The following is a 24,863-nucleotide window of genomic DNA, read 5'->3' on the forward strand; positions in this document are numbered from 1 at the left end:
AAGGAGTTTGTCATGATTTCTAAAGAACAGCTTGCAAGAATCAATGAGCTTTCAAAAAAGTCGAAAGAGGCCGGTTTGTCGGACGCTGAGAAAACAGAACAGAAGCAATTAAGAGAGGAATATTTAAAGGCTTTTCGTTCTTCTATGAAAAATACACTCAAAACCGTGAAAATCGTCGATCCAGAAGGAAACGATGTCACACCAGAAAAATTAAAAAGAGAAAGAGACCAGAATCTTCATTAAAGGTCATCATTTCTTTATTTTTGAAAAGATGGGAGGAATATTCTCATCTTTTTTCATATTTGCATAAGTTTTTAGGTGATCGATAAACTAAATGTGACAAAATCCTTCTTTTTCGGCGTGAAATAGTTGTGAAAAAAGGACAGTAGATTTATGATAATGGTGTACACAAGATACGGAAGGGGATTTATATGGAAACGATTGAATTGAAATCTATTGCAACAATACGTACTCTCTCCATAGACGCAATTGAAAAAGCGAATTCCGGTCACCCTGGAATGCCGATGGGCGCTGCACCAATGGCATACGCTTTATGGACGAATCACTTAAACGTAAGTCCGCAAAATCCAAATTGGTTTAACAGAGACCGTTTTGTGTTATCTGCGGGACATGGCTCTATGCTTTTATATAGCATGCTTCATTTAAGCGGATACAATCTGAGCATCGAAGATTTAAAACAATTCCGCCAATGGGGAAGCAAAACACCTGGACATCCTGAGTTTGGACATACAGAGGGCGTAGATGCGACAACAGGTCCTTTAGGACAAGGGATTGCAATGGCTGTTGGAATGGCACTTGCAGAAAGACATCTTGCAGAAACGTATAACAAAGACAATTTTAATGTTGTGGATCACTATACATACAGCATTTGCGGAGATGGAGACTTAATGGAGGGCATTTCCTCTGAAGCTGCTTCACTTGCTGGTCATTTAGGCTTAGGCCGTTTAATTGTTCTTTATGATTCAAACGACATTTCTTTAGATGGCGACCTTGATCGTTCTTTCTCTGAAAATGTGAAGAATCGTTTTGAAGCGATGAATTGGGAAGTTCTTTATGTAAAAGACGGCAATAACATTGAAGAAGTGACGGCTGCCATTGAAAAAGCCAAACAAAGTACAGACAAACCTACACTTATTGAAGTGAAGACGACAATCGGTTTCGGTTCTCCAAACCGTGCGGGAACGTCTGGGGTGCACGGTGCACCGCTTGGCAGTGAGGAAGCGAAGCTAACGAAGGAAGCTTATTCTTGGACGTTTGAAGAAGATTTCCATGTACCTTCTGAAGTGTACGATCATTTCAAAACAGCTGTTAAAGACGCTGGACAGAAAAAAGAATCAGCGTGGAATGAACTGTTTGAGCAATATGAAAAAGAATATCCAGAACTGGCAGCTCAGCTGAAGCTCGCGATTGAAGGAAAACTTCCTGAGAATTGGGATCAAGAAGTTCCTGTTTATGAAGCAGGTTCAAGCCTTGCCTCTCGTGCTTCTTCTGGAGAAGTATTAAATGGCATTGCAAAGCAAGTACCATTCTTTATTGGTGGGTCTGCTGACCTTGCTGGATCAAATAAAACAACAATCAAAGATACAAATGACTTTGGTAGAGAGAATTATGCTGGCAGAAACATTTGGTTTGGTGTGAGAGAATTCGCAATGGGTGCAGCATTAAACGGTATGGCACTTCACGGCGGACTTCGTGTATTCGGTGGAACATTCTTTGTTTTCTCAGACTACTTAAGACCTGCCATTCGTCTTGCTGCATTAATGGGACTTCCTGTCACTTATGTATTTACGCATGACAGCATTGCGGTTGGGGAAGATGGACCAACGCATGAGCCAGTTGAACAGCTCGCTTCATTACGTGCGATGCCTAACCTTTCTGTTATTCGTCCAGCTGATGGAAATGAAACAGCTGCAGCATGGAAAATTGCTGTATCTTCAACGAATAAACCGACAGCGCTTGTTCTTACTCGTCAAAACCTTCCAACGATTGATCAAGCACCAGAGAAGGCGTATGAAGGCGTAGAAAAAGGTGGATATGTCGTCGTTGAAGCAGCTGATGCACAGCCAGAAGCTCTTCTACTTGCTTCAGGATCTGAAGTAGGTTTAGCCATTGAAGCACAAAAAGCACTTGAAAAAGAAGGCATTCGCGTTTCTGTCGTGAGCTTACCTGCATGGGATCGCTTTGATGAGCAGTCAGACGAATACAAAGAGTCCGTTCTTCCTAAAGCAGTGAGAGCACGTGTTGCAATCGAAATGGGTGCTTCACTTGGCTGGGAACGTTACACTGGCCTTGATGGCGATGTGATTGCGATTGATAAATTTGGCGCTTCTGCACCAGGCGAAACCATTATTGAAAAATACGGTTTCACTGTCAGCAACGTGGTGAGCCGCGTAAAAGCAAAGCTGAATAAATAATCAGTCTCCAAGCATCATGCTTTTTTGCAGTCGGTTTGCAGAGCTTTTCACTATGCTCTGCAAACTTTTTTCTTTTTTCTTGTTTTTTTGACAAAACTAGTTTCTTCTTGCTTCATATATAGACAATTCTTTCTTTCACATTTTTGTATAATACAAGCAATAAGCGAGATTGACGAAATGTGAAAGGAAGGGATAGACATGGAACGCCATTATTATATTTATTGGATTGAGGATGAGTTTGCTCATCATTATTTTGGTAGAGAATCTATTTTGTTTCATTTGTTTGAATCGTTACACTGGACGAACCGCAGTGATGACGAATTAGTCATGCTTGTTAAGCAAGTGGATTATGTAACGAAACGAATCCCTGCTTTTCATATGCACCAGCGTTTAATGAACAATTTAACCAACATTCACTATACACAAATAGGCTCAATATACAGTGCATCGCTGCCAGATGGAAAAGGCACAGCCGCATTCATTATAAAAGACCGTTACATTCAAATGTCTGCCACAGGCAGTTATGAGGCAGAAGCGGTGTTTTTTGAAGTACTCAGAAAAATTAGTCCTTGTTTCCTGGCTATGGACTTTGGATCAAAGAAGCACGGGTGGCTCAATCCGGTAAAAGTGAGGAATTTTGTTTAAAAAAATAAAATTGAACGTGAAATGTTGTATAATAGCCTTTTGTTTAGTACACTTTATACGAGACAACATGAAGGAGGAAGAATTATGGATTTATGGGTTGTCATCCTTGTAGGCGTTGTTGCACTGCTTGCAGGAGTTGCACTCGGATTCTTTATTGCTCGTAAGTATATGATGAGCTACTTGAAAAAGAATCCACCAATTAATGAACAAATGCTTCGAATGATGATGATGCAAATGGGCATGAAACCGTCCCAAAAGAAAATCAATCAAATGATGAAAGCCATGAACAACCAAGCGAAATAATACGTACGTTATTATGATCATAGATGGAACATGGTCCCTAAAGATTGGACAAGCGTTGTCCTTTCTTTATTGAAGTCACCTTCATCAGACGCATAAAACCACTGTACTTGCATGAATAAAGCAGGGAAAGTGGTTTTTATTTTGCCGTGAACCGTCCGTTAAAGACAAAACAAAAAACCCCTGTGAGCAGAGGTTTTCGTTTCTTTTATTGTCACACATATCAACTTTTCTAAAATCGTGCGGCATTTGTTTCTATCTTGAGATATCATTAGTTGGCTGAGTTTGAGTGTAAGTGTCGTTGATATTGTAAGAGGAGATGATCTAGCTGCTGGCTATGTTCGATGGTCACTGTTGATGTCATCCCATTATGCAAGACAACTTTCATCAGCTCTTCTCTTTTTTCTTCAATTTGAGTTAATAATGATGTTTTTACCAAAGTCATGTTCCTTTCATGCAAATCTTGATAAAAAGAATCGATTCTATTATATCCATTTTAAGGTTTATTTTCAAATTTAAAGGGTTTGGTATCTTGATGTCAAATTAAATTATATAAGGTTTTAAGAGATTAGACCATCTTTATTGAGATGATGTAAAAAAAATGAAATGAATTTGTCATCTCTTATTGTATATTGTAAGAAGGGGGTGTTCTTTTGTCAGATTTGAATTACTTTTTAGCTTTTGGAGCAGGGTTTCTATCTTTTATCTCACCGTGCTGTCTGCCACTTTATCCAGCCTTTTTATCCTATATTACGGGCGTTAGTATAGATGAAGTGAAATCTGAGAAGGTGATGCTGAGAAGAAGAAGTCTTCTTCATACATTATTCTTTTTAATTGGGTTCTCTCTCATTTTTATTGCCATTGGATTTGGGACATCGTTTGTTGGGAAGTTTTTCATTGAATATCAAGATGCGATTCGTCAAATTGGTGCTATTCTCATTATTTTCTTTGGCTTTATGATTCTTGGTGTATTTCAGCCTTCTTTTTTAATGGGAGAAAAGAGGTTGCAGTTTAAAAATCGTCCAGCCGGTTTTTTTGGATCGATTCTCATCGGAATGGGTTTTGCTGCTGGTTGGACACCATGTACCGGCCCGATTTTATCAGCTGTCATCACACTTGCCAGCAACAAGCCAGAGTCCGCTGTGACCTACATGATTGCGTATGTATTAGGTTTTGCTATCCCGTTTTTTGTTCTTTCCTTTTTCATCACAAAAATGGCTTGGATCAGAAAGCGTCAGCAGCTCATCATGAAAACTGGCGGGATTATTATGATCGTAGTAGGGATCTTGCTGTTCTTTGATCTTCTGACATGGATCATTATTATGTTCTCATCATTATTTGGAGGATTTACGGGTTTTTGAAATCGTTTTCTACAGTCGCGGCGAATGGTTTTTTTTCGTCAATTGGAGTATATTATACATAGACTGACCTTAAAGAATAAAGGAATGATTTGATATGATGATCATAATTTCTTCTATAGTGGCGGTATGTATGGCGGTAGCCGTCATGTTTATTCGCATTAAATCATCTGCAAAACCTGCAACCGCGAAAAAAATTATATTACCTCCTATCTTTATGAGCACTGGTGCACTGATGTTTTTTGTGCCAATGTTTCAAGTAACTGGAGCTGAATTTTTAGAGGCGATTACTGTAGGGATGTTTTTCTCTATCTTTTTAATTAAAACATCGAAATTTGAAATTAGAGGCAATGAAATCTATTTGAAACGTTCAAAAGCATTTGTGTTTATTCTCATTGGCCTTCTTGTCCTTCGTATCGGAATGAAGACGATTTTAAGCTCTTCCATTGATTATGGTGCGCTCAGCGGGATGTTTTGGATTCTAGCCTTTGGCATGATTGTCCCATGGCGGGTTGCGATGTATTTGTCGTTTAGAAAGATGTCTAAACAATTAGATCTGCAGCAGGCCCAAATAAATTAAACCTCCTTTTTAAAAAGGAGGTTATTTTAATAAAGATTCATATGGTGAATGGTCGATCTTTTTTTCTTGAAGGCGCTTTAGTAGAAATTTATGATCCCGCTTCGGTGTAGCGATAATATAGCCGCGAATGATTAAGTCTAAATTAATGCTGGCCGCTTGTTCTTTTAGTGCCAGTTCGCCAATTTTACCGGCGATTTTTTCTTTGGCGACATCTCTAAACAACTCTGGAACCGGTAATACTAGCTCATTTAATAGCTGTTTGTCTTCATCGCGCCATAGGTGCAGGCTCTTTTGAATATATTCATCCTGCCAATCAAGCTCTGATTTCCCGTCTTCTTTCGGCAATCGTTTTAAAAACTTGCGAAACATAAAAAAGCCACCGATTGCTAGTAATCCAATCATCACTGTACCCCAAAATAAAATGAACCACAAAAACCAGCCGCTTAACATGTTCTCACTCCCTATATCCCTTCTCTCTATTCTATTTTACATGAAGAGAAGGTAGAAGAAAATAACAAAAATCTATGTGTTTTTTTCTCTATAAATGCCTTTTTTGATAAAGAGACGCCCATTTACTAGAATGACCCAAACCATTTAGTAGAAAAGGAATACATTATTGTATAGCGACTCTACTATTTGGCCATGGTGGTTCGCACAAGGTATTGACTTGAAACGAACGGAAGAGAGCCCACCTGTATACAGGTGGGCTCTTAATGTTTGAAGTGCGGCATTTGAAAGGAAAATGCTCCGTCTTGACGATGGGCTTCCTTTTTGATTTTTATTGATATGATTCTGTTTTCGTAATCTGTATCAATGTCTTTGTCATTCAAATAAAAAGGGAGCATGACACTTTTTTCAATCGGCTGTTCTCTTTCATCAATCAAATAAGCGAGGATGAGCTCACATCCGGAAAAGGTCAGTTTTAAATCAGTGATCGATAGGGTGGAGAGGTCGATCTCAATAATATAATCACGGCTTGTTTCGTAAAGATCTATTGGGAGTTGTTCGTCATACCATGCAAAAGGATCATCCATTAATACACTCAGCCAATCATCTATTTCAAGAAAATCAGAGGAATTCACTTGCTTTTCATTCTCCATAAACACTCCTCCATCACATCTCATAATAAATCATATGATGAAAGCTGAAATGTGTGAAAGACCTAAAACATCCCGTTTGGTCACGGGCTTAAGAGAAAATGTTTACATATCATGATGTGAATTGTGCTTTTGTCTTGTATGGTTGCGGTTTTTCACTTTTTTACTGCCTGATAGTGGCTCAGGCTGCCCGCCTTGATGCTCTTTAGGAGAGTTTTGACGTATGTCTTTCCCAGTGTTCTTGTTCGTCATCATTTCTCACTCCTTTCTTATTGGTTTTTTTTACGCTTTTTATTGTTTTGCTTTTGTTCTTCTGTTAAAACGAGCTGATCATTTTCTATATAGCCTGCACCATTTCCTTGGCTTTTGGCTGCGTTCATGCCGTCAATGACATGATTTGCTTTTCTTTTTGTCATGTTCTATCACCTCAGCATTAGTATGAACCCGTGCTGCTCAGTTTATGAGGAGTAATCATTTCCTTGTGATAAGCTAAACTTATTGAATTTAATAAAAGCATTGTTATTTACTTATGTATGAATTTGTTTTAAGATGAAATTGTGAGAAAATTGTGGTGAAATACGACGATTTTTCTGAGAATTGAAATTGATCTTGATCATCAAAAGGGGGATTTTGGACATGTCGAAACAGCAGCAAGTCGCTAAACAAGACGCTTTTCAATCTAGAAAAACGTTTTCGACAAATGGGAAAACGTATCACTATTATTCGTTAGAAGCACTCGAGAAACAAGGAATCGGAAATGTTTCTAAATTGCCTTATTCCATTAAGGTACTGTTAGAATCAGTGCTTCGCCAAGTAGACGGTAGAGTGATCAAGAAGGAACACGTTGAAAACTTGGCAAAATGGGGAACTGCCGAGGTAAAAGAAATTGATGTTCCATTTAAACCTTCTCGTGTTATTTTACAAGACTTCACGGGTGTGCCAGCTGTCGTTGACCTTGCTTCTTTAAGAAAAGCAATGGCAGATGTGGGCGGAGACCCAGATAAAATCAACCCTGAAATTCCAGTTGACCTAGTCATTGACCACTCTGTACAAGTCGATAAAGCTGGAACTGAAGATGCATTAAACATTAACATGGATTTAGAATTCGAACGTAACGCAGAGCGTTATAATTTCCTTAGCTGGGCAAAGAAAGCGTTTAACAATTATCAAGCTGTTCCGCCTGCAACAGGGATCGTTCACCAAGTGAACTTAGAGTATCTTGCAAGTGTTGTTCATGCAATCGAAGAAGATGGCGAGATCATCACTTACCCAGATACATTAGTTGGTACTGACTCACATACAACAATGATTAACGGTATCGGTGTACTTGGATGGGGCGTTGGCGGTATCGAAGCAGAAGCTGGAATGCTCGGTCAGCCTTCATACTTCCCAGTACCAGAAGTCATTGGTGCTAAATTAGTTGGAGAGCTTCCAAACGGAACGACTGCAACTGACCTTGCCTTAAAAGTGACACAAGTTCTTCGTGAAAAAGGCGTAGTGAACAAGTTCGTCGAGTTCTTCGGACCTGGTGTTGCACAATTGCCGTTAGCAGATCGTGCAACAATTGCGAACATGGCGCCAGAATACGGTGCAACTTGCGGATTCTTCCCAGTAGATGAAGAAGCGCTAGCTTACCTTCGCCTTACTGGACGTGATGAAGAGCAAATTAATATCGTTGAAGAATATTCTCGCGCAAATGGCTTATTCTATACGCCAGATGCAGAGGAGCCAATCTTTACTGATGTTGTGGAAATTGATCTTTCTCAAATTGAATCAAACTTATCTGGTCCTAAACGTCCACAAGATTTGATTCCACTTTCTCAAATGAAAGAGACGTTCCATAAACACATCGAAAGCCCAGCTGGTAACCAAGGTTTTGGCTTAGAAAAATCAGAGCTGGATAAACAAATCGAATTTGATCTAGCAAATGGTGAAAAGGCTGTGATGAAGACAGGTGCGATTGCGATTGCAGCGATTACGAGCTGTACGAATACATCGAACCCATACGTCTTAATCGGAGCAGGTCTTGTTGCGAAAAAAGCAAGTGAGCTCGGTATGAAGGTGCCAAATTACGTGAAAACGTCACTAGCACCGGGTTCTAAAGTTGTAACAGGGTACCTTGTGAATTCGGGACTTCTTCCATATTTAAGAGACCTCGGATTTAACATTGTTGGGTATGGCTGTACAACATGTATCGGAAACTCCGGACCGCTTGAAAAAGAAATTGAAGATGCTGTCTCTGAAAATGATCTGCTGATCACTTCTGTTTTATCAGGTAACCGTAACTTCGAAGGTCGTATCCACCCGCTTGTAAAAGGAAACTACCTTGCATCTCCACCATTAGTTGTGGCTTATGCACTTGCTGGTACGGTGAATATTGATTTAACAAAAGATCCGATCGGTGTCGATAAAAATGGCGAGAACGTTTATTTCAATGACATTTGGCCATCAATGGATGAAATCAACAGCGTCGTGAAAAGCACTGTCACACCTGAGCTATTCCGTTCAGAGTATGAAACTGTTTTTGACAACAATGACCGCTGGAATGAAATTAAAACGACGGATGATGCATTGTATAAATGGGATGAAAATTCCACATACATTGATAACCCGCCATTTTTTGAAAACTTATCAGTTGAACCTGGTAAAGTTGAACCACTTAAAGGATTGCGCGTAGTGGCGAAGTTCGGTGATTCTGTCACAACAGACCATATTTCTCCTGCTGGAGCGATTGGTAAAGACACACCTGCAGGTAAATACTTGCAAGAAAGAGGCGTATCGCCTAGAGACTTTAACTCATACGGATCTCGCCGTGGTAACCACCATGTTATGATGAGAGGTACTTTTGCAAACATCCGCATTAAGAACCAAATCGCACCAGGAACAGAAGGCGGGTATACAACGTACTGGCCAACTGGTGAAGTGACATCGATTTATGATGCATGCATGCGTTATAAAGAAGATGGAACTGGTCTTGCGATCTTAGCAGGTAAAGATTACGGAATGGGTTCTTCTCGTGACTGGGCTGCAAAAGGAACAAATCTTCTTGGAATTAAATTCGTTCTAGCGGAAAGCTTTGAGCGTATCCACAGAAGTAACCTTGTCTTCATGGGTGTACTTCCTTTACAGTTTAAAGATGGAGAAAGTGCAGAAACTTATGGACTAACAGGAACAGAAACATTCGAAGTAGATGTTGATGAAACAGTTCGTCCGCGTGATCTTGTCACTGTAAAAGCAATTGATACAGATGGCAACGAGAAAACATTTGAAGTAATTGTTCGCTTTGACAGTGAAGTCGAAATTGACTACTACCGTCATGGTGGTATCCTTCAAATGGTATTGCGTGAAAAATTGGCAAGCAACTAATAAAGCAAAGAAGAGAAGGCGCTTAGACAGCTTTCTCTTCTTTTTTAACATAGTGGAGGATCAATCATGTGGAAAAAAGGAATGGCAAGCGCTGTTTTACTTGTGTTGATTGGTTTACTTGCATGGAATGTATTCGGACCAAAAGAACCTGCCATCGGCCTTGAAATAGGGGACAAAGCCCCTGATTTTGAGCTCAAAACCCTTGATGGCAAAACGGCATCGTTATCTGATTATCGAGGGAAAAAAGTACTCCTCAATTTTTGGGCGACATGGTGTAAGCCTTGCCGAACAGAAATGCCAGATCTAGACGCAATTAGAAGTGAAAATGAGCAAGTTGAGGTACTAGCGGTGAATTTGACGAACACTGAAAAGAGTGTGGATCACGTCGCCTCTTTTATTGATGAACTTAAGGTCAGTTTTCCTGTTTTATTAGATCAAAAAGGTATTCAAGCGAGATATCAGGTACTTTCCTATCCGACGACATACATACTAGATGAAAAAGGGCGTATCCTGACTGTAAAGCATCAAATGCTCACAAAAAAAGAAATTGAAAAAGAGCTGGATCTATAATGATTCAGCTCTTTTTTGCTTATTTTCTAAATGTTTTGGCGAAAATGGTATGAACAGAGTGGAGGTGGTGATAGACATGAGAAGAAGAAAGCGCCGTACATTTGAAGAACTTGTGCTTGAAAATAAAAAAGAATTATTAAGCAATGAGGAATTTTTAAACCAGCTTGAAGAAAAGTTGGAAGAGCGATTTAGACAGAAATAAGTTATGTTTTGACCTTTTTCGTTCATCCTAAAGAAGAGGGAGGGATGAATGATGGGTAGAGAGCATGATAAACAAGCGCAGTTTACACCAGACCATTTAGGGACAAAACCTGTAGCATACAAACGAAATAAAGGCAAAAAGATGCATAATAAATCGAATGAACAGCCTGATGTGATACAGACGAAGGGCGAATAATAGGAGGGAAGCATGATGAATGACAAGTCATATCAATCCAATCCAGATGATCGTTCTGACAATGTTGAGAAGCTGCAGGATATGATCGAAAACACACTTGAAAATATTGATGAATCTGAAGCAGCAATGGGTCTTTCAACAGAGGAAGAAAAGCAGATGATCAAGCAAAAAAATGAAAACCGTAGAACAAGTATTGACGCAATGCGTTCTGAAATAAAGGACGAGGAAGCAGCAAGAAAGAGCGGTTACACTGAATAAACCAGGGATTCCTGGTTTATTTTATTGCCTCTTTTTAGAAGAACCATTTGGAATGTGGTAAAATGTCAGAGACGTTAGGTTTTGATAGGAGAGCGATGAAAACGTGTATGTATCTAAAAAAGAAATAGAAGTCCGTTATGCAGAAACAGATCAAATGGGTATTGTGTATCATGCCAACTATTTAATCTGGATGGAAGTCGGCAGAACAGCGTTAATTAAAGAATTAGGCTTTTCCTATGCCCAGTTAGAGGCAGACGGTGTCCTTGCACCTGTTGTCGATCTTCAGGTTCAATATAAGAAACCACTACTGTACGGTGAAACGGCTACAGTTCACACATGGATAGAAGAATATAACGGCGTGAAAACAGTGTATGGCTATGAAATACAAAAACCTGATGGACAAACGGCTATTACAGGGACCACCTCACATATTTGTGTGGACAAAGAAACCTTTAGACCGATTCAATTTAGAAAAGCTTTCCCTGCATGGCACAGCGTTTACGAACAGTCCAAGAAGCAGGTTTGATCCATGGCATTTGGAATTAAAAGAAAGGATCTACATGCTTGGAAATCAGCTGTTCGGCAAGGGAATGTGGCTTTTTTGACACACTATTGGCTTGATGACCGTTTTCCGCATGCGAATACAGTCACAAAGGCAGCCTGTCAGGATATGGAGCAATTAATCGCTTGGGGACAAAAGCATGGATTAAAGAAAGAATGGATCCATGTTCGCGAAGGTTTTCCTCATTTTGATCTCATCGGTGATTCGCAAAAACGGATTTTACAAAAAGAGCGGTCGTTAGGAAACATTCAGGAGTATGGACTTTATATTGAGTGATAAACAAAAAAGATACCCGAGGGATGAGGTATCTTTTTTGTTTATTCATAATGAAATTCTGGTTCTTTCACGGACTCGTTATAATCAATATGCAGATCATGGTTGTCAAAATACCAAATATCACTTTCTTCCACGAAGAAAGTAATGCCTTCTACTTCAGCGGTTGCGCCGGCATTTTGAGGTTCATCTTTTGCGACGCCGAGAGAAAAGCCTTTTTGTACATTACTGCACCCGCCATATCTGACAAAAAAGCGAACATGATCACCTTTTTCTAAATCCAGTTCATTCTTGTACCAATTGAGTGCATCATCTTTTATCGTTAATTTCAATGTGATCGCCCCTTTTTGAAGTCATGCTGTTTTTAAATGCAGGATGCAAAAACAGCTTTTCTTTACTTTTACCACATATTTAAATTGATGAAACGGCTAAAGCCATTTGATTTTCGGTTCAGTTTTGTTGAGAATTCGTTTGAGGTTGGCGATGTGTCTGAAGATCACAAAGCCAGCAAGAACAGCAACAACAATAATTAAAAATACGTCTTGGGTGAATATGCTGTAAATGAATGTGTAGATCCCAGTCAGCATAGATGATAATGAAACATATTTACTAATGTATAAAAATAAGAAAAAAGCAGCGATCATCGTGATAAATAAGAACGGGGCATAAAATAACAGCACGCCGCCTGATGTAGCGACCGCTTTTCCCCCTTTAAATTTTGCAAAGACAGGAAAGCTGTGACCGATAACAGCAGCAACTCCTGCTAATAAGGGATGAATGTCCAGTTGCATGAAAAACGGTAAAGCCGAAGCAAGAGTCCCTTTTAAAATATCAGCAGTGATAACGATGGACCCTGCTTTCACACCTAGCGTACGGAATGCATTCGTCGCACCTAGGTTCCCGCTGCCATGTTCACGGATATCGATTCCCTTTGCAGCTTTCCCGACAATGAGACCTGATGGAATACTGCCGAGAAGATAAGCCAAAATAAACATCAAAGCAATTAACATCTGCATAACTCCTTTATATTCTCCCTCTTGTCTTACATTTTAACATGATCTTATGAAAAACATGGCGATCTTTTTTTGAAAAAAACGATGGCCGATGAATTCAGCTTTGTTTTTAACAAGAAATTCGCTAAAATAGAAGAAAAGGAGTGTCTGGATGAATCATCCTTCAAAACAAGAAATTGGGCGTATATTAAAAAGCAGTAAGCGAATTGCGGTTGTTGGTTTGTCAGATCAGCCGCACCGAACGTCCTATATGGTTTCAAAAGCCATGCAAGATGCCGGTTATGACATCATTCCTGTCAATCCAACGATTGATGAAGCACTTGGGGTAAAAGCGGTCGACTCTTTAAAAGACATAGAAGGGCCTGTTGATATCGTCAATGTCTTTAGACGTTCTGAGTTTTTGCCTGAGGTGGCGAAAGAATTTCTTGAAATAGACGCACCTGTTTTTTGGGCGCAGCAAGGCGTATATCATGAAGAGGCAAAAAGGCTGATTGAGGAAAATGGCAAGGTCGCCATCATGGATTTATGTATCAAAGTGGCTCATGCGATGACAAAAACTCATTAAATCGTCAAAAATCCTTGGTTTTTCAAGGATTTTTGCTTTTTTGTTGCAGAAATATATTTGCGATTCTAGAAGAAAGCGATAAAATAAGGCGACAGGGACCTATCGGTGACCTTGCATATCGAGAAAAAGAGCGATAAGATAAATATAGAACATTTGTTCTGTTTTGCTAAAACCATCATATGATTGCATTTGGCTTATGAAACAGTCTTGTTTATAATGGACTTCTAGTTCTGATTGCAAAATGTAGAACATGATTCATAACCGTGCAAAAGAGCATGTATCGCTGAATCACACATGCATGGTGATGATGCAGCTTATTAAAGTGGACAGTAATGAGCAGCATGATCATCATTAAAATCTAGAGAGATCATTGATGATTAGCCGGTTATGTTTGTTAGTGAAAGGGGATTAAGCATTTGGTTAAAAAGCAGCAAGTAGATTATAACGATGATTCTATTCAGGTGCTAGAGGGGCTTGAAGCGGTCCGTAAACGTCCAGGGATGTATATTGGATCGACGGATTCCCGCGGTCTTCATCACCTTGTCTATGAGATTGTAGACAACTCTGTCGATGAAGTGCTCGCTGGCCATGGAGATCATATCATTGTCAAAATACATAAAGATAACAGCATTTCCGTCCAAGATAAAGGGCGCGGAATGCCTACTGGTATGCATAAGCTTGGAAAACCGACACCTGAGATCATTTTAACTGTCCTGCACGCAGGCGGAAAATTTGGTCAAGGTGGTTATAAAACAAGTGGTGGACTTCACGGGGTTGGGGCGTCCGTTGTGAACGCACTTTCAGAGTGGCTCACCGTGACGATAGAACGCGATGGATTTATTTATCACCAGCGCTTTGAACATGGCGGAAAGCCAGTCACATCACTTGAAAAAATCGGGAAAACGAAAAAGACCGGTACACTGATTCATTTTAAGCCAGATCCAACGATGTTCAGTGTCACCACCTATAATTTTGATATATTATCAGAGCGTTTAAGAGAATCAGCCTTTTTATTAAAAGGGCTAAAAATAGAGCTGATTGATGAGCGCCATGATGTGCAGGAAACCTTTTATTATGAGACAGGTATTGAAGCGTTCGTTGCTTATTTAAACGAGGAAAAGGATGTACTTAGTGAAGTCGTTTCGTTTGAAGGCGAACATCAGTCCATTGAAGTCGATTTTGCCTTTCAATTTAACGACGGATATTCAGAAAATATTTTGTCGTTCGTCAATAACGTAAGAACCAAAGATGGCGGTACGCATGAGTCTGGTGCAAAAACGGCCATGACGAGAGCCTTTAATGAATATGCACGCAAAGTGACCCTTTTAAAAGAAAAAGACAAAAATTTAGAAGGTACGGATATTCGTGAAGGCCTGTCAGCTGTTATTTCTGTGAGAATTCCTGAAGAACTTCTTCAATTTGAAGGGCAAACAAAAGGAAAGCTTGGAACGAGTGAGGCAAGGTCAGCTGTTGATGCCGTGATTTCTGAAAAATTGGCTTATTTTCTTGAAGAAAACCGCGAAACGGCGACACTGCTTGTGAAAAAAGCGATTAAAGCGCAGCAGGCAAGAGAAGCGGCTAGAAAAGCAAGAGAAGAAGCAAGGAGCGGCAAGAAACGGAAAAAATCTGAAGCAACACTCAGCGGAAAATTAACACCTGCTCAATCTAGAAACCCGGCAAGAAACGAACTGTATCTAGTAGAGGGTGACTCAGCAGGTGGATCAGCTAAGCAAGGACGTGATCGGAAATTCCAAGCGGTGCTGCCGCTTCGAGGGAAGGTCATTAATACAGAGAAAGCAAAGCTTGCGGACATTTTCAAAAACGAAGAAATCAACACCATTATCCATGCTGTTGGCGGCGGGGTTGGTGTCGATTTTAATGTAGAAGACATCAATTATGACAAAATTGTCATTATGACAGATGCTGATACAGATGGCGCGCATATTCAGGTTCTATTGCTTACATTCTTCTACCGCTATATGAAGCCGCTGATTGAGCATGGCAAAGTATTCATTGCCCTTCCGCCTTTATATAAAGTTAGCAAAGGCTCAGGGAAGAAAGAAGTCATTGAATATGCTTGGTCTGATGAAGAAATGGATGACGTACTAAAGAAAGTTGGAAAAGGATATACGATTCAGCGCTATAAAGGTTTAGGTGAAATGAATGCCGACCAGCTATGGGAAACGACAATGAATCCAGAGTCGAGAACGCTTGTCAGGGTGAAGATCGATGATGCTGCACGGGTGGAACGCCGCGTCACGACACTGATGGGTGACAAAGTAGAACCACGCCGTAAATGGATTGAAAAGAATGTCGCCTTTGGACTTGATGAGGAAAGCAACATTCTTGAAAATGAAAACTTGTCGCTAGCTGAGGAGGTTTAAACATGGCACAACAAGAACGATTTCATGATTTACCGTTAGAAGAAGTGATTGGGGACCGTTTTGGTCGCTATAGTAAATATATTATCCAAGATCGTGCACTTCCAGATGCACGTGATGGATTAAAGCCTGTACAACGAAGAATTTTATATGCGATGTATGCAGAAGGAAATACACAAGATAAAAACTTCCGTAAAGCTGCCAAAACAGTCGGTAACGTCATTGGTAACTATCATCCGCATGGTGATTCATCTGTTTATGAAGCAATGGTGAGAATGAGCCAGGATTGGAAAGTGCGAAATGTGCTGATTGAGATGCATGGAAATAACGGGAGTATCGACGGAGATCCTCCTGCTGCCATGCGTTATACTGAAGCAAGGCTTTCTGCCATTGCATCAGAGCTTTTAAAGGACCTCGACAAGGAGACAGTCGAATTTGTCGCGAACTTTGATGATACAAGCAAAGAGCCTGTTGTCTTACCAGCGATGTTTCCCAACCTTCTTGTGAACGGTTCAACAGGGATTTCAGCCGGTTATGCGACTGATATTCCGCCGCACCATCTAGGAGAAGTGATTGATGGCGTGATTAAGCGAATCGAACAGCCGCATTGTACGGTTGAGGATTTAATGACAGTCATCAAAGGGCCAGATTTCCCAACAGGCGGGATCATTCAAGGTGTGGATGGTATTAAGAAGGCATATGAAACAGGAAAAGGAAAGATTATGATTCGCGGAAAAGCGGAGATTGAAACCATTCGTGGTGGACGCCAGCAAATCGTGATCACAGAAATTCCTTATGAAGTGAATAAGGCCAATCTTGTCAAAAAGATGGACGAGTTCCGCATTGAAAGAAAAGTAGAAGGAATTTCAGAAGTTCGGGATGAGACGGATCGTACCGGCCTTCGGATTGTTGTAGAGCTGAAAAAAGAAGCAGATGCGAATGGTGTCTTGAATTTCTTATATAAAAATTCTGATCTGCAAATCCCATATAACTTTAATATGGTCGCGATACATAACAGAAGACCGACTTTAATGACGCTTACAACTGTACTAGACGCTTACATTGCTCATCAAAAAGAAGTGGTGACGAACCGCTCAGCATACGAGCTTCGAAAAGCAAAAGAACGTCATCATATTGTAGATGGGTTAATTAAAGCTCTTTCCATTTTAGATGAAGTCATTGCGACGATCCGTTCGTCTAATGATAAGCGTGATGCGAAAAACAATTTGATGGAGAAATATGATTTTACAGAAGCACAATCAGAAGCGATCGTTTCTCTCCAGTTATATCGTTTAACAAATACAGATATCACCCAACTAAGAGACGAAGCAAGAGAGCTTGACGTGCGAATTGCAGAACTTGAAGACATTTTAGCGAATGAGAAAAAGCTGTTTAAAGTCATTACGAACAACTTGAAGAAGTTGAAAAAGACGTATGCTGATGAAAGACGATCTGTCATTGAGGAAAAAATTGAAGAAATTAAGATTAACCTTGAAGTGATGATCGCATCAGAAGACGTGTACGTCACAGTCACAAAGGATGGATACATCAAACGGACAAGCCAGCGTTCCTATGCTGCATCAAACGGTAAGGACTTCGGTATGAAGGATACAGACCGACTGATTCACCAGTTTGAAATGAATACAACAGATGTTCTTCTGCTCTTTACGAATAAAGGGAGCTATATTTACTGTCCAGTTCATCAGCTGCCAGATATACGCTGGAAAGACATGGGGCAGCATATTACGAATATTATTTCGATTGATCGCGATGAATCCATTCAAAAAGCGATCCCAATTAAAGAATTCGATGAATCATCGTATCTCCTGTTCTTCACAAAAGGCGGTATGGTGAAGAAAACAGAGCTTCTCCAATATAAAGCGCAGCGTTATTCAAAACCGCTTGTCGCCTTGAATTTAAAAGGTGATGATGAACTTGTAGATGTTCATGTCACAACAGGTCAGCAAGAATTGTTTATTGCAACGAAAAATGGCTATGGATTATGGTTTGATGAAGAAGAAGTGAGTGTGGTCGGTCCGAGAGCGGCTGGTGTGAAAGGCATCAATTTGAAGGACGGAGACGAGGTGGTCTCTGGACAAATGATTGATCCGAAGAACAATGTGCTTGTTCTCACGACACAAAGAGGTGCTGTGAAGCGGATGAACCTCTCTGAATTTGATAAGACATCAAGAGCAAAACGTGGAGTGATCATGCTAAGAGAATTAAAGAAAAACCCTCACAGAATTGTTGCTGTGATTGCTGCTTCACTACACGATACACTTGAGATTGATACGGAAAAGGGTGCCACGATCCCGCTCGATATTTCCACACTAAGGGCAAATGATCGTTATAGCAATGGATCGTTTATTTTAGATGAGGAAGAGCAGGGAGAAGTAACTCAAGTTCTTTTATCACCTGCTGCATCTGACCAAGATGACAATAAATAAGCAAAATGAAAACCCCCTGCGTAAGGCAGGGGGTTTTTTATGATGAGGTCAATTTAACTCTCGTGATTGCCAAACATGCTTGTGATGGCATGCACTACTTCAATTCCTTGGTAAACGAAAAGAGAAAGTGAAGTGACAGAGAACAGACCTAGAATGAATACTCTTAAGAAAAATAACATCGTGTAAAACCTCCCAATTTTTGTTTGATTTAAATGGTTGGGTTAACACGAGCTACTCGGAAATTCGAAGACTGGTAGAACACTGCAAGTAAATGCTTCTTTTTCCGGTCAAATCGATCAGTATAAGTGATGCGTGCAAATCCAGCTGCCATACTGCCAATGACTAGCAGTGCTGTAAATGCCGCAAATACTGCGTTCACATGTTTTTGTTTCTTTTCATCGCCTGCTGTCTGAACGATTTTCATTTCATGTGATTCTTGATCAGCAACCACCTTTGCATGATGGTATACCTGAACGGAATGAGGCATTGAGAACAAATGAAAACTTGCAAGTGCTATGAATAAGACTGCTAATTTTAACAGCATATTTTTTTTCATTTTTCTCACCCCTTCCTGTTTATTTTCATGATCTTACCACGTTTTCAGTTATTTGAAAAGTCTTATTTTTTTACTTTCCCTCTTTAAAAAAGCGCTAAACATCAAGACATCTATAGGACTGTTTCACTTCATGAAAGGTTTCAATTTTATTTTTTAAATTTAAAAAAAGTACCGAGATCAAAGATCTGGCACTTGTCAAAAAGAATGTATTGATGTCGGTTTTGCAACAGCTTTTGTGAAGATTCCCGCAATACAAGTGGCAAACAGAACAAAAATAAACGCATGAAGCAGTCCGACTTGATTGGCGAGCAGTCCTAAAACAGGGGGCCCTGATAGAGAGGCTGTATACCCAGATAAAGTGACGATACTGACACGCTTGACAGCATAGCGGCTATCATCACCAGCTGCTGAAATGGTCAGCGGGAAGCCTAAGGACGCGCCAAGTCCCCATAAAAAGATAGATATCATACACACGACGAGTGAAATCTTTAAAATCACCAAGAATAGTCCGGCGGCAGCAGATAAAATCGCGATTCTTAGCAATAGCACCCTGCCAAAGCGATCAATGAAACGTCCGCTCAGTAGTCTGCCACTAATCATCCCGCACAAAAATAATGCATAGATGACCGTACTCATTGAATGAGAAACCTGATAGCCATCAACCATTGCTAGTGGAATCCAATCATTTGCAGAACCTTCTACAAATGCGAGACATAAGGCAATCATCGCTAATGAGATCGTTCGTTTGTTCAGCCATGATGTTTGAGAAGCCTCAACTGATTCTGTCTGCGTCTCATCCTGATCTTTTCCTGTCCCGTGCGGAATAAACCGTGTACAAATCAGGATACTGAGAAAGAAAAGGAGTGCAATGGTGTGAAGGTGAATGAGGACAGACACACCTAAATAAATAAAGAGAATTCCGGCACCTGCACCAATTAACGTTCCAATACTGAAAGAAGCATGCAAAATCGGCAGGATCGTTCTCTTGATCTGATACTCAATCTCCGTTCCTTCTAAGTTCATGGCTACATTGCACATGCCTGAGCCTGAACCAAAAAGAAAAAGGCCAGCAGTGACAATTAGCGTAGAAGAGAGGGCGGCGCCGATTGCAAGGGTTGAGAATCCAATAAACATCAAAAAAGCGCTGACCACAATCGCCACTCGGCCGCCTTTTTTGCGAACGAATACATTGGACAGAATCAGCCCGACGATGGAACCTACAGATAGGCCGAGTAAAATGAGTCCCATTGTGCCTGTATCTGCTTGCAACAAATCTCTCACTTCTGGTGTTCTTGAAAACCAAGTGGAGATGGAGATCCCAGACATCGTAAAAATAACAATGATCGCTTTATACCACTTTAATTTCATCTAATCCCTCATATCTATGTAGTCATACAGAACAAATCTACTCGATTATAAAGGAGACTTCTTGATTCGTAAATAACATGAGGGAGGATCATCATGAAGAAAATATTCCAACTTCATCATTCTTTGATAGAATAAAGACAAAAGGGGCGATACATATGTCATATCGAATAGGTGTTTTAAAGGGAGACGGGATTGGACCGGAAATTGTTAATTCTAGTATGCGTATTTTTAAGACAGCGCTGTCACAGTTCAATGAACCATTTGTGGAATTTGTAGAGTGTCCTATCGGTGCTGAAGCCATTCATTCTCATCAAGATCCAGTGCCAGCTTCTACGATAGCCGCCTTGAAAAAATGCCATGGCTGGATATTAGGACCTCATGATTCAGCTTCATATCCTGATCAATTGAAAGAAAGAAGAAATCCAAGTGGAGAACTGCGTCATACATTTGATTTATTTGCAAATATTCGTCCATCGCAATCGCTACCAGGTGTGAAAAGCGTTGCCAGTGGCGTCGACCTTGTCATTTTTCGAGAAAATACAGAAGGCTTTTATCCAGACCGGAATATGTATCAGGGGACAGGAGAGTGGATGATTACACCAGATGTCGCCATATCTACAGGTGTGTTTACAAAAAAAGCAATTACCCGTATTGCCCACGCGGCCTTTCAACGTGCAGTGGAGAGGAGGGGGAAAGTCACCATTGTTCATAAAGCGAACGTGATCAAATTAGGATCTGGCTTGTTTTTACGAACATGTCAAGAGGTAGCGAAAGCATATCCGCAAGTGGAGGTTGAGGATATTCATATTGATGCGATGGCTGCTCATTTAGTGAGACGTGCAGGTGATTTTGATGTGATTGTGACAGAAAATATGTTTGGCGACATATTATCTGATCTTGCAGGGGAACTAGTCGGCAGTTTAGGAATGGCACCCTCATTAAATTGTAACGAAAATCAAGCGATGGCACAGGCGGCACATGGTTCAGCACCGGATATTGCTGGTCAAAATATCGCCAATCCAATGGGCATGATTCTTTCTACAGTGATGCTTTGTAACTGGCTACATGTGAAATATCAAGATGAAAGATTAAAACAGACAGCCAGTCTGATCGAACATACTCTTGGTGAGACCTTAAAAAAGAACTTGAAAACGAAGGATTTAGGAGGAAATGAGACGACGACACAATTCACCGAGGCATTCATTCAAACGATGAATGAAGTTTCAATAAAAGGGAGATGAACATGAAAACAGAAAAAGAAAAGATGATCAAGGGAGAATACTATCATCCAAATGACCACACATTGATGGCAGATCGAGCAAAAGCGCGACAATTGACATTTGCCTATCAGCAAACAAATGAGCCATCACAGAGAAAGGCCATTTTAAAGGAGCTTTTAGGCGCTTGCGGAGAAGATGTGGTGTTTGAAGGCAGAATACAATGTGATTATGGATACAATATCGAGGTTGGTGAGCATTTTTTTGCGAATTTTGATGCTGTGTTATTAGATGTTTGCAAGATTACAATTGGAGATCATTGTTTGTTAGGTCCGAATGTACATATATATACAGCTGGACATCCGTTAAATCCAGAAGAACGTCAAACAGGTATTGAATTCGGCAAACCAGTCACAATTGGACATCATGTATGGATTGGCGGTGGTGCCATTATCAATCCAGGTGTGACAATCGGAGATCAAGCTGTCATTGCATCAGGATCCGTTGTAACAAAAGATGTTCCGTCAAATGTGATTGTTGGCGGGAATCCTGCAAAAATCTTAAAACATTTAGAGGAATGAAAATCTGACGAATCAACCGTTGGATTTTCATTTTTTATTTTATCTCAATAAGATAAGTATACTTAATAATGAGACAAAGAAAATTCAATTGTTTCTTAACTTCCTAGAATATATATTATGTAAACTAGATATTAATTAATGCAAAAAGAGAATCTTTGACTTGATCCTCTTTATTATTAGATTTTATATTCAATCGACTCAAACGCAGCACTACTTTCCAGTCTCAGCAAACTGTTTCAATCGATCTCCAATTTCATCTCTTACCCTTTGGAAAAATGACCACTTCTCTTCTTCTGTTCCTTCTGCTTTTGCTGGATCATCAAAGTCCCAATGGACACGTTTGACATGAGGTGGAGTCATCGGGCATTTATCAGCTGCGTCCCCGCATAGTGTGACGACTAAGTCAGCGTGATGCAATATTTTCTGATCAATCAGGTCAGACGTTTGATTAGAAATATCAATCCCTATTTCTTTCATTGCTTTTACAGCATTCGGATTTAATCCATGAGCTTCGATACCAGCACTATAGACCTTCCACTCATCTCCAAGATGTTTTTTAGCCCAACCTTCAGCCATTTGACTGCGGCAAGAATTACCGGTACATAAAAAGTATATTGTTTTCTTTGACATGTTGATCGTCTCCTTTAATGTATAATCATTAGCCAGAAATACAATGCTAAAAGTGTGATGAATAGCGTTGGTACAGTTAAAATGACCCCTATTTTGAAATATGTCCCCCAGGAAATCTTCACACCTTTTTGAGAAAGGACGTGGAGCCATAGTAGTGTTGCTAAGGAGCCAATGGGCGTAATTTTTGGTCCTAAATCAGAACCAATGACATTTGCGTATATTAACGCTTCTCTCATCATTCCTTGTGTATCGGTGCCGGAAATGGCTAATGCATCGATCATGACCGTCGGCATATTATTCATGACAGATGAAAGAATCGCTGCGATAAATCCCATACCAAGAGTACCTGCCAATAAACCTTGATTTGCTACAGCTTGAATCACGCTAGAAAGAGCATCAGTAAGCCCTGCATTTCGCATGCCATAGACAACAACGTACATACCTATGGAAAAGAAAACGATCGCCCAGGGAGCTTCTTTTAGAACGCTTTTTGTTTGAACAGAAGGGCTTTTTTGTGCAATGACCAAGAATAAAATAGCAATCACTCCAGCTATGACCGATACAGGTATAGATAAAAATTCGCTTGCAAAATAACCAATCAACAAAAAAGCTAATATATACCAAGATAATCTAAACATCTTTGGATCTTTTATTGCTTCACTTGGGTGTTTTAACTCATTCATATCATAGTGTTTAGGTATACTCTTTCTAAAGAAAAGGTACAGTACAGTGATACTCGCAAGCAACGAAAAAAGGTTTGGAACAACCATTCTGGATGCATATTCAATAAATGTAATGTTGAAATAGTCGGCTGTTACAATGTTCACCAAATTACTTACGACAAGTGGAAGCGATGTTGTATCTGCAATAAACCCACTCGCGATAATAAAAGGGAATACTATTTTTTCATTGAAGTGTAATGCTCTGACCATGGCTAAAACAATGGGTGTCAAAATAAGTGCTGCACCATCGTTTGCAAATAGAGCAGCGACGATTGCACCAAGGATGGTCACATACACAAACATACGTAGCCCACTGCCTTTTGCAGCCTTTGCCATATGCAATGCTGCCCATTCAAAAAAGCCGATTCGATCAAGGATGAGTGAAATGACGATAATGGCGACAAAAGCTAAAGTCGCATTCCAAACAATGCCTGTCACGGTGATCACATCGTCTACATTCACAACACCTACGATTAATGCTAAAATAGCTCCTCCACAAGCGGACCACCCTATGGATAAATTTTTTGGCTGCCAAATAACCAGTACCAAAGTGAACAAAAATATGATTAATGATAAAACGGCAAAACTCAAACCCATCCCTCCTTACGAACAAGAAATGTTTGTTGCTTTATGTTGTATACTTTTTAAAAGGTCATCTTCTTTATCAATTTGATTTAAGATGATCCGAATCGTCTCAAATTCTGGAGACAGTGTATTGATTGAATAATAACGCCACTGCCCTTTTCTGTTCTCATGAACAAATCCAGCTTTTTTTAATTTTCGTAGATGCTGACTAATCGCTGGTTGACTCATTTCGAACATATCTACCAGTTCACAAACACAATATTCTTTCTCCAAAAACAATTTCATCATGATCAGTCTTGTTTGATCACTGAGTGTTTTTAAACAATTCGACATATGTGTCACACCAATTGAAACATCTGTAGTCACAATGATTCCCCCTCTTTTCAACTCCTTCAATAGTATATAACTGAAAACTTATATAATCAATTGATTATATGAATTCAAACAAAAATTGATTCGTGTGAAAATGATTGATTTAAATACCGACTTCTCTTCTTCAAATGAAACCACATAGTTATTTAAATAGCCCAGTTCTCTATATTGGCAAAAAAGGTGTTGATAAAAACAAAAGACAGAGGTCTTGTGCCTTTTATCATTCGAGTGAAATTAAATAATCAAGAAGAAAAAACTTACGAGGCAAAGACGGTTATACATGCCACTGGTACGTGGAAAAACCCTAACCCAATAAATGCTGAAGGGATTATGACAGAAAATGAAAAAAGAGTTGCTAATCGAATGGCATTCCTGATATTTTAAATCGCGATCTGACTCGGTATCAGAATTGCATTGGGCATTCTGCTGTTAACACTTTGCTAGAGCTGCCAAAGCTAAAAGAGACATCAAAAAGCACAGAAATGATATGGATTTTAAGAAAGCAGGATATTAGTGAGGTATTAAGAGGAGAAAACAATGATCAATTGCCTGCAAGAGGTCAATTAGATGGAAAGGACCCTTCTT

Annotated in this window: 31 protein-coding genes; 18 read left to right on the forward strand and 13 right to left on the reverse strand. The window is 39.9% G+C overall.

The window, feature by feature from the left end; genetic code table 11:
* Positions 1-12 precede the first annotated feature (12 nt).
* The 4 genes from V7L95_RS15520 (at position 13) to V7L95_RS15535 (ending at position 3,383) form a co-directional block, all read left to right on the forward strand.
* Positions 13-243: a DUF896 domain-containing protein gene (locus V7L95_RS15520; RefSeq protein ID WP_008343816.1), complete on the forward strand. Its 231-nt coding sequence runs from the start codon at positions 13-15 to the stop codon at positions 241-243.
* 188 nt (positions 244-431) lie between these two features.
* On the forward strand, positions 432-2,435 hold the full coding sequence (gene tkt / locus V7L95_RS15525) for a transketolase (RefSeq protein ID WP_008343815.1): 2,004 nt from the start codon (positions 432-434) through the stop codon (positions 2,433-2,435).
* Between the two features lie 198 nt (positions 2,436-2,633).
* Complete coding sequence (gene sirA, locus V7L95_RS15530; protein WP_007499339.1) at positions 2,634-3,080, forward strand: sporulation inhibitor of replication protein SirA; 447 nt, start codon at positions 2,634-2,636, stop codon at positions 3,078-3,080.
* Positions 3,081-3,164: 84 nt separating this feature from the next.
* Positions 3,165-3,383 (forward strand): YneF family protein, encoded by a 219-nt coding sequence (locus V7L95_RS15535; protein ID WP_003212379.1) that lies wholly within the window; start codon positions 3,165-3,167, stop codon positions 3,381-3,383.
* Between the two features lie 268 nt (positions 3,384-3,651).
* Here V7L95_RS15535 and V7L95_RS15540 read toward each other — a convergent pair whose 3' ends face one another.
* Complete coding sequence (locus V7L95_RS15540; protein ID WP_008343814.1) at positions 3,652-3,819, reverse strand: aspartyl-phosphate phosphatase Spo0E family protein; 168 nt, start codon at positions 3,817-3,819, stop codon at positions 3,652-3,654.
* A gap of 214 nt (positions 3,820-4,033) precedes the next feature.
* Here V7L95_RS15540 and V7L95_RS15545 point away from each other — a divergent pair, with 214 nt between their 5' ends.
* The gene (locus V7L95_RS15545; protein WP_008343813.1) at positions 4,034-4,741 is read left to right on the forward strand and encodes a cytochrome c biogenesis protein CcdA; all 708 of its coding nucleotides are present in this window, start codon (positions 4,034-4,036) and stop codon (positions 4,739-4,741) included.
* 94 nt (positions 4,742-4,835) lie between these two features.
* Positions 4,836-5,318, forward strand: a complete 483-nt coding sequence (locus tag V7L95_RS15550; protein WP_007499337.1) for a CcdC protein domain-containing protein — start codon at positions 4,836-4,838, stop codon at positions 5,316-5,318.
* A 21-nt stretch (positions 5,319-5,339) separates the two neighbouring features.
* On the opposite strand, the gene V7L95_RS15555 is transcribed toward V7L95_RS15550, so the two are convergent.
* The 4 genes from V7L95_RS15555 to sspO all read right to left on the reverse strand — a co-directional run bounded on the left by V7L95_RS15555 (position 5,340) and on the right by sspO (position 6,831).
* Complete coding sequence (locus V7L95_RS15555; protein WP_007499335.1) at positions 5,340-5,768, reverse strand: DUF2621 domain-containing protein; 429 nt, start codon at positions 5,766-5,768, stop codon at positions 5,340-5,342.
* Positions 5,769-6,028: 260 nt separating this feature from the next.
* On the reverse strand, positions 6,029-6,418 hold the full coding sequence (locus V7L95_RS15560; protein WP_017359582.1) for an Hsp20/alpha crystallin family protein: 390 nt from the start codon (positions 6,416-6,418) through the stop codon (positions 6,029-6,031).
* Positions 6,419-6,520: 102 nt separating this feature from the next.
* Positions 6,521-6,667, reverse strand: coding sequence for a small acid-soluble spore protein P (locus V7L95_RS15565; RefSeq protein WP_003211331.1), 147 nt, complete (start codon positions 6,665-6,667; stop codon positions 6,521-6,523).
* A 17-nt stretch (positions 6,668-6,684) separates the two neighbouring features.
* Positions 6,685-6,831: a small acid-soluble spore protein O gene (gene sspO, locus V7L95_RS15570; protein ID WP_017359581.1), complete on the reverse strand. Its 147-nt coding sequence runs from the start codon at positions 6,829-6,831 to the stop codon at positions 6,685-6,687.
* Between the two features lie 220 nt (positions 6,832-7,051).
* Between sspO and acnA the strand changes: the two genes are divergently transcribed.
* From acnA to V7L95_RS15605, 7 genes are all read left to right on the forward strand, one after another.
* Positions 7,052-9,781: an aconitate hydratase AcnA gene (gene acnA, locus V7L95_RS15575; RefSeq protein ID WP_008343808.1), complete on the forward strand. Its 2,730-nt coding sequence runs from the start codon at positions 7,052-7,054 to the stop codon at positions 9,779-9,781.
* A 66-nt stretch (positions 9,782-9,847) separates the two neighbouring features.
* Positions 9,848-10,351 (forward strand): TlpA disulfide reductase family protein, encoded by a 504-nt coding sequence (locus V7L95_RS15580; protein ID WP_052320282.1) that lies wholly within the window; start codon positions 9,848-9,850, stop codon positions 10,349-10,351.
* A 76-nt stretch (positions 10,352-10,427) separates the two neighbouring features.
* On the forward strand, positions 10,428-10,553 hold the full coding sequence (locus tag V7L95_RS15585) for an FbpB family small basic protein (protein ID WP_003211002.1): 126 nt from the start codon (positions 10,428-10,430) through the stop codon (positions 10,551-10,553).
* 51 nt (positions 10,554-10,604) lie between these two features.
* A complete protein-coding gene (locus V7L95_RS15590; protein ID WP_008357830.1) occupies positions 10,605-10,748 on the forward strand; it encodes an acid-soluble spore protein N in 144 nt (47 codons plus the stop codon).
* 15 nt (positions 10,749-10,763) lie between these two features.
* Positions 10,764-11,006, forward strand: coding sequence for a small acid-soluble spore protein Tlp (gene tlp, locus V7L95_RS15595; RefSeq protein ID WP_017359579.1), 243 nt, complete (start codon positions 10,764-10,766; stop codon positions 11,004-11,006).
* Positions 11,007-11,109: 103 nt separating this feature from the next.
* Positions 11,110-11,532, forward strand: a complete 423-nt coding sequence (locus tag V7L95_RS15600) for a thioesterase family protein (RefSeq protein ID WP_008343800.1) — start codon at positions 11,110-11,112, stop codon at positions 11,530-11,532.
* Between the two features lie 3 nt (positions 11,533-11,535).
* Complete coding sequence (locus tag V7L95_RS15605; protein ID WP_008343798.1) at positions 11,536-11,844, forward strand: hypothetical protein; 309 nt, start codon at positions 11,536-11,538, stop codon at positions 11,842-11,844.
* 41 nt (positions 11,845-11,885) lie between these two features.
* Here V7L95_RS15605 and V7L95_RS15610 read toward each other — a convergent pair whose 3' ends face one another.
* Positions 11,886-12,173: a HesB/YadR/YfhF family protein gene (locus V7L95_RS15610; protein WP_008343795.1), complete on the reverse strand. Its 288-nt coding sequence runs from the start codon at positions 12,171-12,173 to the stop codon at positions 11,886-11,888.
* A gap of 96 nt (positions 12,174-12,269) precedes the next feature.
* The gene (gene plsY / locus V7L95_RS15615; protein WP_019744131.1) at positions 12,270-12,851 is read right to left on the reverse strand and encodes a glycerol-3-phosphate 1-O-acyltransferase PlsY; all 582 of its coding nucleotides are present in this window, start codon (positions 12,849-12,851) and stop codon (positions 12,270-12,272) included.
* Positions 12,852-13,005: 154 nt separating this feature from the next.
* Between plsY and V7L95_RS15620 the strand changes: the two genes are divergently transcribed.
* The 3 genes from V7L95_RS15620 (at position 13,006) to parC (ending at position 18,247) form a co-directional block, all read left to right on the forward strand.
* Positions 13,006-13,419: a CoA-binding protein gene (locus V7L95_RS15620; protein WP_017359577.1), complete on the forward strand. Its 414-nt coding sequence runs from the start codon at positions 13,006-13,008 to the stop codon at positions 13,417-13,419.
* A 416-nt stretch (positions 13,420-13,835) separates the two neighbouring features.
* Positions 13,836-15,803 carry a DNA topoisomerase IV subunit B gene (gene parE / locus V7L95_RS15625; protein WP_340967168.1) on the forward strand — a complete coding sequence of 656 codons (1,968 nt, stop codon included), beginning with the start codon at positions 13,836-13,838 and terminating at the stop codon, positions 15,801-15,803.
* Positions 15,804-15,805: 2 nt separating this feature from the next.
* Entirely contained in the window at positions 15,806-18,247 is a 2,442-nt protein-coding gene (gene parC / locus V7L95_RS15630) for a DNA topoisomerase IV subunit A (RefSeq protein ID WP_008343788.1), read from the forward strand.
* Between the two features lie 53 nt (positions 18,248-18,300).
* Here parC and V7L95_RS15635 read toward each other — a convergent pair whose 3' ends face one another.
* The 3 genes from V7L95_RS15635 to V7L95_RS15645 all read right to left on the reverse strand — a co-directional run bounded on the left by V7L95_RS15635 (position 18,301) and on the right by V7L95_RS15645 (position 20,171).
* On the reverse strand, positions 18,301-18,426 hold the full coding sequence (locus V7L95_RS15635; RefSeq protein WP_008343787.1) for a hypothetical protein: 126 nt from the start codon (positions 18,424-18,426) through the stop codon (positions 18,301-18,303).
* Positions 18,427-18,455: 29 nt separating this feature from the next.
* Positions 18,456-18,803, reverse strand: a complete 348-nt coding sequence (locus V7L95_RS15640; RefSeq protein ID WP_008343786.1) for a hypothetical protein — start codon at positions 18,801-18,803, stop codon at positions 18,456-18,458.
* A gap of 195 nt (positions 18,804-18,998) precedes the next feature.
* On the reverse strand, positions 18,999-20,171 hold the full coding sequence (locus tag V7L95_RS15645) for an MFS transporter (protein WP_008343785.1): 1,173 nt from the start codon (positions 20,169-20,171) through the stop codon (positions 18,999-19,001).
* A gap of 77 nt (positions 20,172-20,248) precedes the next feature.
* Here V7L95_RS15645 and V7L95_RS15650 point away from each other — a divergent pair, with 77 nt between their 5' ends.
* Both V7L95_RS15650 and V7L95_RS15655 read left to right on the forward strand, forming a co-directional pair.
* The gene (locus tag V7L95_RS15650) at positions 20,249-21,412 is read left to right on the forward strand and encodes an isocitrate/isopropylmalate dehydrogenase family protein (protein WP_017367331.1); all 1,164 of its coding nucleotides are present in this window, start codon (positions 20,249-20,251) and stop codon (positions 21,410-21,412) included.
* Positions 21,413-21,414: 2 nt separating this feature from the next.
* Positions 21,415-21,969, forward strand: a complete 555-nt coding sequence (locus tag V7L95_RS15655) for a sugar O-acetyltransferase (RefSeq protein WP_076821636.1) — start codon at positions 21,415-21,417, stop codon at positions 21,967-21,969.
* 210 nt (positions 21,970-22,179) lie between these two features.
* On the opposite strand, the gene arsC is transcribed toward V7L95_RS15655, so the two are convergent.
* The 3 genes from arsC to V7L95_RS15670 are packed head-to-tail and all read right to left on the reverse strand — an operon-like array spanning position 22,180 to position 24,239.
* Positions 22,180-22,599 (reverse strand): arsenate reductase (thioredoxin), encoded by a 420-nt coding sequence (gene arsC, locus V7L95_RS15660; RefSeq protein WP_025207406.1) that lies wholly within the window; start codon positions 22,597-22,599, stop codon positions 22,180-22,182.
* 14 nt (positions 22,600-22,613) lie between these two features.
* Positions 22,614-23,912, reverse strand: coding sequence for an arsenical efflux pump membrane protein ArsB (locus tag V7L95_RS15665; RefSeq protein ID WP_048002674.1), 1,299 nt, complete (start codon positions 23,910-23,912; stop codon positions 22,614-22,616).
* 12 nt (positions 23,913-23,924) lie between these two features.
* The gene (locus V7L95_RS15670; RefSeq protein WP_034646476.1) at positions 23,925-24,239 is read right to left on the reverse strand and encodes a metalloregulator ArsR/SmtB family transcription factor; all 315 of its coding nucleotides are present in this window, start codon (positions 24,237-24,239) and stop codon (positions 23,925-23,927) included.
* Positions 24,240-24,863 lie beyond the last annotated feature (624 nt).

The organism is Bacillus sp. PPSBB_11, from assembly GCF_038023285.1.
GTDB classification, from domain to species: Bacteria; Bacillota; Bacilli; order Bacillales; family Bacillaceae; genus Bacillus; species Bacillus altitudinis.

Bases quoted from the DNA above. Each gene is read 5' to 3' on its own strand.
- V7L95_RS15520 (WP_008343816.1), top strand. From the start codon at position 13: ATGATTTCTAAAGAACAGCTTGCAAGAATCAATGAGCTTTCAAAAAAG.
- tkt (WP_008343815.1), top strand. From the start codon at position 432: ATGGAAACGATTGAATTGAAATCTATTGCAACAATACGTACTCTCTCC.
- sirA (WP_007499339.1), top strand. From the start codon at position 2,634: ATGGAACGCCATTATTATATTTATTGGATTGAGGATGAGTTTGCTCAT.
- V7L95_RS15535 (WP_003212379.1), top strand. From the start codon at position 3,165: ATGGATTTATGGGTTGTCATCCTTGTAGGCGTTGTTGCACTGCTTGCA.
- V7L95_RS15550 (WP_007499337.1), top strand. From the start codon at position 4,836: ATGATGATCATAATTTCTTCTATAGTGGCGGTATGTATGGCGGTAGCC.
- V7L95_RS15555 (WP_007499335.1), bottom strand. From the start codon at position 5,768: ATGTTAAGCGGCTGGTTTTTGTGGTTCATTTTATTTTGGGGTACAGTG.
- V7L95_RS15560 (WP_017359582.1), bottom strand. From the start codon at position 6,418: ATGGAGAATGAAAAGCAAGTGAATTCCTCTGATTTTCTTGAAATAGAT.
- V7L95_RS15565 (WP_003211331.1), bottom strand. From the start codon at position 6,667: ATGACGAACAAGAACACTGGGAAAGACATACGTCAAAACTCTCCTAAA.
- sspO (WP_017359581.1), bottom strand. From the start codon at position 6,831: ATGACAAAAAGAAAAGCAAATCATGTCATTGACGGCATGAACGCAGCC.
- acnA (WP_008343808.1), top strand. From the start codon at position 7,052: ATGTCGAAACAGCAGCAAGTCGCTAAACAAGACGCTTTTCAATCTAGA.
- V7L95_RS15580 (WP_052320282.1), top strand. From the start codon at position 9,848: ATGTGGAAAAAAGGAATGGCAAGCGCTGTTTTACTTGTGTTGATTGGT.
- V7L95_RS15585 (WP_003211002.1), top strand. From the start codon at position 10,428: ATGAGAAGAAGAAAGCGCCGTACATTTGAAGAACTTGTGCTTGAAAAT.
- V7L95_RS15590 (WP_008357830.1), top strand. From the start codon at position 10,605: ATGGGTAGAGAGCATGATAAACAAGCGCAGTTTACACCAGACCATTTA.
- tlp (WP_017359579.1), top strand. From the start codon at position 10,764: ATGAATGACAAGTCATATCAATCCAATCCAGATGATCGTTCTGACAAT.
- V7L95_RS15605 (WP_008343798.1), top strand. From the start codon at position 11,536: ATGGCATTTGGAATTAAAAGAAAGGATCTACATGCTTGGAAATCAGCT.
- plsY (WP_019744131.1), bottom strand. From the start codon at position 12,851: ATGTTAATTGCTTTGATGTTTATTTTGGCTTATCTTCTCGGCAGTATT.
- V7L95_RS15620 (WP_017359577.1), top strand. From the start codon at position 13,006: ATGAATCATCCTTCAAAACAAGAAATTGGGCGTATATTAAAAAGCAGT.
- parC (WP_008343788.1), top strand. From the start codon at position 15,806: ATGGCACAACAAGAACGATTTCATGATTTACCGTTAGAAGAAGTGATT.
- V7L95_RS15635 (WP_008343787.1), bottom strand. From the start codon at position 18,426: ATGTTATTTTTCTTAAGAGTATTCATTCTAGGTCTGTTCTCTGTCACT.
- V7L95_RS15640 (WP_008343786.1), bottom strand. From the start codon at position 18,803: ATGAAAAAAAATATGCTGTTAAAATTAGCAGTCTTATTCATAGCACTT.
- V7L95_RS15645 (WP_008343785.1), bottom strand. From the start codon at position 20,171: ATGAAATTAAAGTGGTATAAAGCGATCATTGTTATTTTTACGATGTCT.
- V7L95_RS15650 (WP_017367331.1), top strand. From the start codon at position 20,249: ATGAGGGAGGATCATCATGAAGAAAATATTCCAACTTCATCATTCTTT.
- V7L95_RS15655 (WP_076821636.1), top strand. From the start codon at position 21,415: ATGAAAACAGAAAAAGAAAAGATGATCAAGGGAGAATACTATCATCCA.
- arsC (WP_025207406.1), bottom strand. From the start codon at position 22,599: ATGTCAAAGAAAACAATATACTTTTTATGTACCGGTAATTCTTGCCGC.
- V7L95_RS15670 (WP_034646476.1), bottom strand. From the start codon at position 24,239: ATGTCGAATTGTTTAAAAACACTCAGTGATCAAACAAGACTGATCATG.